General features: G+C 42.0%; 5 protein-coding genes. 2 read left to right on the forward strand and 3 right to left on the reverse strand.

From position 1 onward, the window contains the following. Window positions 1-21 precede the first annotated feature (21 nt). Window positions 22-678 carry a helix-turn-helix transcriptional regulator gene (locus RDS42_RS11395; RefSeq protein WP_308783779.1) on the forward strand — a complete coding sequence of 219 codons (657 nt, stop codon included), beginning with the start codon at window positions 22-24 and terminating at the stop codon, window positions 676-678. A gap of 73 nt (window positions 679-751) precedes the next feature. On the opposite strand, the gene RDS42_RS11400 is transcribed toward RDS42_RS11395, so the two are convergent. The 3 genes from RDS42_RS11400 to RDS42_RS11410 all read right to left on the reverse strand — a co-directional run bounded on the left by RDS42_RS11400 (window position 752) and on the right by RDS42_RS11410 (window position 4,556). Further along, a complete protein-coding gene (locus tag RDS42_RS11400) occupies window positions 752-1,738 on the reverse strand; it encodes a cytidylate kinase-like family protein (RefSeq protein ID WP_308783775.1) in 987 nt (328 codons plus the stop codon). 15 nt (window positions 1,739-1,753) lie between these two features. Continuing rightward, the gene (locus tag RDS42_RS11405) at window positions 1,754-3,109 is read right to left on the reverse strand and encodes a sodium:proton antiporter (protein WP_308783776.1); all 1,356 of its coding nucleotides are present in this window, start codon (window positions 3,107-3,109) and stop codon (window positions 1,754-1,756) included. A 202-nt stretch (window positions 3,110-3,311) separates the two neighbouring features. Continuing rightward, a complete protein-coding gene (locus RDS42_RS11410; RefSeq protein WP_308783777.1) occupies window positions 3,312-4,556 on the reverse strand; it encodes a DUF1015 family protein in 1,245 nt (414 codons plus the stop codon). A 207-nt stretch (window positions 4,557-4,763) separates the two neighbouring features. Here RDS42_RS11410 and dpaL point away from each other — a divergent pair, with 207 nt between their 5' ends. Then, a complete protein-coding gene (gene dpaL / locus RDS42_RS11415; protein WP_308783778.1) occupies window positions 4,764-5,993 on the forward strand; it encodes a diaminopropionate ammonia-lyase in 1,230 nt (409 codons plus the stop codon). Window positions 5,994-6,004 lie beyond the last annotated feature (11 nt).

Here is a 6,004-nt window from a genome sequence, read left to right on the forward strand (position 1 = left end):
GAAAAAGGAGGAGGTAAGTATATGGGACGGCTTACTGTATTAAAACAGATTGCTCACGATATTGCCTGTCAGTTCGGTCCTGACTGCGAGGTAGTCATACATGACCTGAAAACAAATGATCCGGAAACTTCCATCGTATATATTGAAAACGGTCATGTAACAAACAGAGGAGTTGGAGACGGACCATCCAATGCAGTTTTTGATGTGATCCGTCACATCCACAAAAATAAAAACCCAGATGATATCCAGCCTGATGATTTAAAAGATCACGCCGGTTATTTAATGAAAACCTCTGACGGCAAGATTCTTAAGTGCAGCACCTCCTATATCCGTGACGATGACGGAAGTCTGCACTACGTATTTGGTATCAATTATGACATTTCCAGACTGACCATGGTAGAAAGTGCGCTTCACGATCTGGTGACGCCTGTAAACACAGAAGAAAAACCCAAGGAGATCACCCATAATGTCAATGATCTTCTGGATCATCTGATCGAAGAATCTGTAGCGCTTGTAGGAAAGCCTGTAGCTTTGATGAACAAAGATGACAAAGTAACTGCCATCCAGTTCCTGAATGATTCCGGCGCTTTCCTGATTACCAAGTCTGGTGACAAGGTTGCTAATTATTTCGGAATTTCCAAGTATACACTTTACAGCTATATTGATGTAAATAAATAAAAATCCCCCGGCAAATGAATGATATTTTTCTGATGTTTACCAGAAATCCTCTCATTCGTTTACCGGGGATCTTTTATCTCGTGATCATTCTTTTTATCACATCTATTGTCTCTCTCATCCCGTAATTGGCACTGTTGATACACAGGTCGTAATTCTCAGGTTTTCCCCATTTTTCACCTGTATAAAACTGATAATACTTTCTGTGCTGGCGATCCATTTTCTTCAAAAAGTGAACCGCCTGCTTCAGATTCATATTTCTTACTTCCATTGTATGCTGCACACGCACAGAAAATGGCGCACTGATAAAAAGACTGATATGAGGAATATGGTTGTTTTTCAGGATCATATCCGCACATCGTCCCATAATGATGCAGTCTTCTGTTTTTGCCAGGCTGCAGATCAGATCACTCATATTAAAAAACACAGCATCCTGCTTTTTAAGTCCGTGATAACGGCTGAATTCCCGAAATCTTTCTTTCATCGTCAGCTTTTTTTTCTTTGTGTACTTATTAAATTCCACAAAATTCTCTGTATCATTGACTGCATCTTTATCTGCCTCAAGGCGTTTCAAAACCTGATTAAATATTTCTACATCATAGTAATTAATCTTCAGTTCATCTGCCAGTTCAAATCCAATATCATTTCCTGCACTGCCATGAGTACGGCTGATACAGATTACCAGATGATCGTCTTTGGACATCTTTTCACTTCCAGCCGCCAGGTTCAGAGAAAGTCTGTCCTGATCCAGGATATCCACTTTTCCAAATCCATCCGGAAGAGCTTCTACTTCTTTGAGGATATCGTTATATTTCCTCATCAGACGGGATTTTTCTTCCTTATCCTGAATGGTACGGGCCATGTTGCTGATCAAGGCCATCTCGCTTCGAAGAAGATGACCATCCGGCTTGGTGTACATCAGCATGCTCAGGGTACGGACAGTTGCCTCTCTCCCTCCGGTAAAAGTACGGCCAAGAGAAGATCCTACACTTTCATAAACCTCACCGTCCAGATCATAAATCCGATTGGCAAGTTCTATATATTTTTTCTGTTTTTCTTCCATAGCTGTCCGCCCTCCTTACATAAAGAATACCAGCATATCAATTATAAATACAGGTACCAGAAATACCAGAGACCAGAGCATATATCCGAAAAATGACGGCATATTTACACCATTCTCATCCGAAATGGATTTTACCATGAAATTCGGCGCATTTCCAATATATGTATTTGCTCCCATAAATACGGCTCCGCAGGAAATTGCAGAGAGAACCTTTACAGGAACAGTACCCAGAGAGGTAACAATACCCTGCGTGAATCCCAGAGTTCCTGCAGTGGTCAGAAACACCAGATATGTAGGTGTATTGTCCAGGAAACTGGAAAGAGCACCTGTAGCCCAGAACATCTGAGCCGGTTCTGTTACGCCCAGTTCCGGTCCTACTGCCTTAAGAAGCATCAGTGCCGGCTGCATTGTGATAAAGATACCAATAAACAAAACTGCCACCTCTTTAATGGCTCCCCAGGTGAAGTGATTTCTTCTTCGGATCTCACTTTTTGTTGTTTTAAAAGAAAGCCATGCAGCAAGGAGGATCAGTGCACATTCAATCAAAGCCGGAAATGTCAGAGTAACCTCTCCAAAAATATGGATTCCTCTTACATTTCCTGCCGCATCCTGAAATACCGGCATTCCCGGAAGTACACCGCTTAAGATCACTGCTGCTACGATCATAACCAAAAAAACAATATTATGCAGTCCGTCAATATGGAATTCTGTACCCGGTTTACTGATATCCGGTTTTCTTCCCCGGGCAATATCCTTTCGATAAGCCCATTTATCAAGGTGATAAAAGACAAACAAAAGAAGCACCATATTAAAGATCAAAACCGGAAACAGATGCATACTCCAGAAAAAAGGCACCCCTCGCATAAATCCCATCAAAAGCGGCGGATCCCCAATAGGCGTCAGGCATCCTCCCATATTCGATACCATAAAAATAAAGAAAACCATGATATGGCTTTTCCTCTTTCTCCAGGAATTCATTTTGATCACAGGACGCACCATCAGCATACTTGCACCTGTAGTTCCGATACAGCTTGAAAGAAGCGTTCCCAGCGCAAGCAGGCATACGTTGATCCTTGGAGAGCCTGCAAAATCTCCCTCCATTGTTATATTGCCGGATACGCAGAAAAGTCCGAACAAAAGGATAATAAATGTCAGATAATCATTTATCGTACATTCCAGTACTGTTTCCGCTGCTCTGCCCGGTCCGTAAACAAAAGCAAATGGCACAATCATAAGGAGGATCCAGAAACCAACCACCAACGGCTGATGTGATTCCCACCACTCACCTTTGATCAGCGGCATAACCGCGATACACAGCAGAAGACCTGCAAACGGAATGCATAACAACATCTCCAATAACAACACCCCCATCTTTGATTTTTTGCTATCGGAATTATAGCATATGAAATCCAAAAATCAATCGTAAAAATATGAAAATTGCTGTAAAAAGTTGTTTTAATTTTTGTGCAAATTTTGCATAATCAAAAAAAGTCACCAATCTGTTTCCAATTATAGGAAAAAGATTTGTGACTTTTCTCTTATATATATCATTATCTACTGATTATAATGCATATCAACTCAGCTTATGGATAAAAAGTCCGCTTCTCAGCTTCGGTTCAAACCAGGTAGACTTTGGAGGCATAAGTTTTCCCTCATCTGCGATCTGCATCAGATCATCCATAGATGTAGGATACATGGCAAAAGCCACACCGCCTGTTTCATCTGCCATTTTCTGCAATTCTTTCAGCTTATGATTTCCTCCCACAAACCGGATCCGTTCATCTGTCCTTGGATCTTTGATCCCCAATACCGGATCCAGAACCTTTTCCTGAAGAAGAGATACATCCAGCTGTTCTACAATATCCAGATCTTTATAAATATCCTCCCAGGCTTTCAGATGGTACCATTCACCTCCTGCATACATTCCCATACAATGCTTTTCCACAGGCTTGCATGGAAATCCCGGCATGATCATCAGTTCAAAATTATACTTCAGAGCTCCAAGAAAAGCTTTTTCTGTAAGACCATTCAGATCTTTTACTACACGGTGATACGAAAGAATCGTAAGCTGATCTGCCGGAAAAACTACAGACAAAAAATAATTAAATTCTTCCTCCCCGGTATAGTCAGGATGTTCTGTTCTTCTTTGCTGTCCTACCTTTACCGCTGACGCTGCACGATGGTGACCGTCTGCAATATAAAGAGAAGGAATCTCCTGAAATTCTGTTTTTATAATTTCACACTGATCTTTTTCATCGATCACCCATACACGATGTCCTATTTCATCTTCCGCTGTAAAATCATATGCCGGACTGTGCTCCTCTTTCCATTCTGCGATCAGGTCAAGAAGCCTGTCTGAATACCTGCATGCCAGAAATATGGGACCTGTATTTGCATCACACGCATCTACATGCTGGATACGGTCCTGCTCCTTATCCTCTCTGGTAAGTTCATGTCTTTTTATCGTTCCTTCCATATACTCATCAATGGAACAGCAGCCTGCGATACCTGTCTGTGTTTTTCCCTTTCTGGTCAGCTCATAAATATAATAACAGGGAGCTTCATCCTGAATAAGGATTCCACTTTCTTCCATTTTTTTCAGGTTCTCTGCTGCTTTTTCATATACACGGTCATCATAAAGATCTGTTTCTTCCGGAAGGTCCATTTCTGCACGATCCACATGAAGAAACGAATCCGGATTCTTTTCTCCAATAAGACGAGCTTCTTCCCTGCCAACCACATCATAGGGAAGCGCTGCTACTTCTGCCGCTTTTTCTGTATTGGGACGCAATGCCCGAAATGCCCGAAAAACTGCCATGCCGTTTTCTTTTCCTCCTTTTTTCTGCCTTGAATTTATTCTTATTTTAACATAGCAATACCATCTCTTCAAGGTTGCTAAATCTTTTTTGAAAAACCTAAAAAATTTTGTATTTTCTATTGCAAAATCCTGTAAATATGGTATGATGTGTATAAGCGAACAGAAATTAATTAGTACAAATTAAAATTTTTAAGGAGGGTTTTTCAAATGACGGAAGGATTAAAATGGACTGTTAATCAGATACCAAAATCCGATGACAAATTTCTGGATCTGATGTCCGAGGAAAATGTAGCAAAAGCAAATGAGTTTCACAAAAGCTTCCCACAGTATACAGTAACTCCACTCCAGAAGCTTTCCGCTCTTGCTTCCTATCTTGGTGTGAAAAATATTTTCTGTAAAGATGAATCTTATCGTTTTGGCTTAAACGCATTTAAGGTTCTTGGCGGTTCCTATGCAATGGGACGTTACATAGCAAAAGAGCTTGGACGCGACATCAGTGAGCTTCCTTTCAACGTTCTTTCTTCTGAAAAATTAAGAGAAGAATTTGGTCAGGCAACTTTCTTTACTGCCACCGACGGAAATCACGGACGAGGCGTTGCATGGGCTGCCAACCGTCTTGGGCAGAAAGCAGTTGTAAGAATGCCGAAGGGAACCACAAAAACAAGATTTGACAACATTGCCAAAGAAGGGGCTACTGTGACTATCGAAGAATGCAACTATGACGACTGTGTAAGAATGGCTGCTGCAGAAGCTGCCAAAACAGAACACGGTATCATCGTTCAGGATACTGCATGGGAAGGCTATGAGGAAATCCCCTCCTGGATCATGCAGGGATACGGCACTATGGTAAGAGAAGCGGATCAACAGCTGAAGGAACAGGGCATCGACCGACCGACCCATGTATTTGTACAGGCAGGAGTCGGCTCTCTGGCAGGCGCAGTTGTCGGTTACTTTGCTAACAAATACAAAGAAAATCCTCCGGTTATGGTAGTGTGTGAAGCAGGCGCTGCAGATTGTCTCTACCGTTCCGCTATGAAGAAAACCGGCGAGCTTGTAAACGTTACCGGAGATCTTCAGACCATTATGGCCGGTCTTGCCTGTGGTGAAGGAAATACAATCGGATGGGATATCTTACGAAATCATGTAACTGTATTTGCATCCTGTCCAGACTGGATGAGCGCAAAAGCAACCAGAATTTACGCAAATCCTCTGGAAAATGACCCGCATATCGTTTCCGGCGAATCCGGTTCCGTTCCTCTTGGACTTTGCTATACAGCTCTTCATGATGCAGATGCAGCTGATCTTAAGGAAGCATTGAAACTGGACGAAAACTCCAACGTTCTTGTGATCTCTACAGAGGGGGATACCGATCCTGTCCGCTATCGCGAAATCGTATGGGACGGTCTCTATGGAACAGACGAATCCTTAAGTAAATAACTGCAGGGCTA

The sequence above is a fragment of the uncultured Blautia sp. genome, assembly GCF_902497045.1.
In the GTDB taxonomy this organism is placed as follows: Bacteria; Bacillota; Clostridia; order Lachnospirales; family Lachnospiraceae; genus Blautia_A.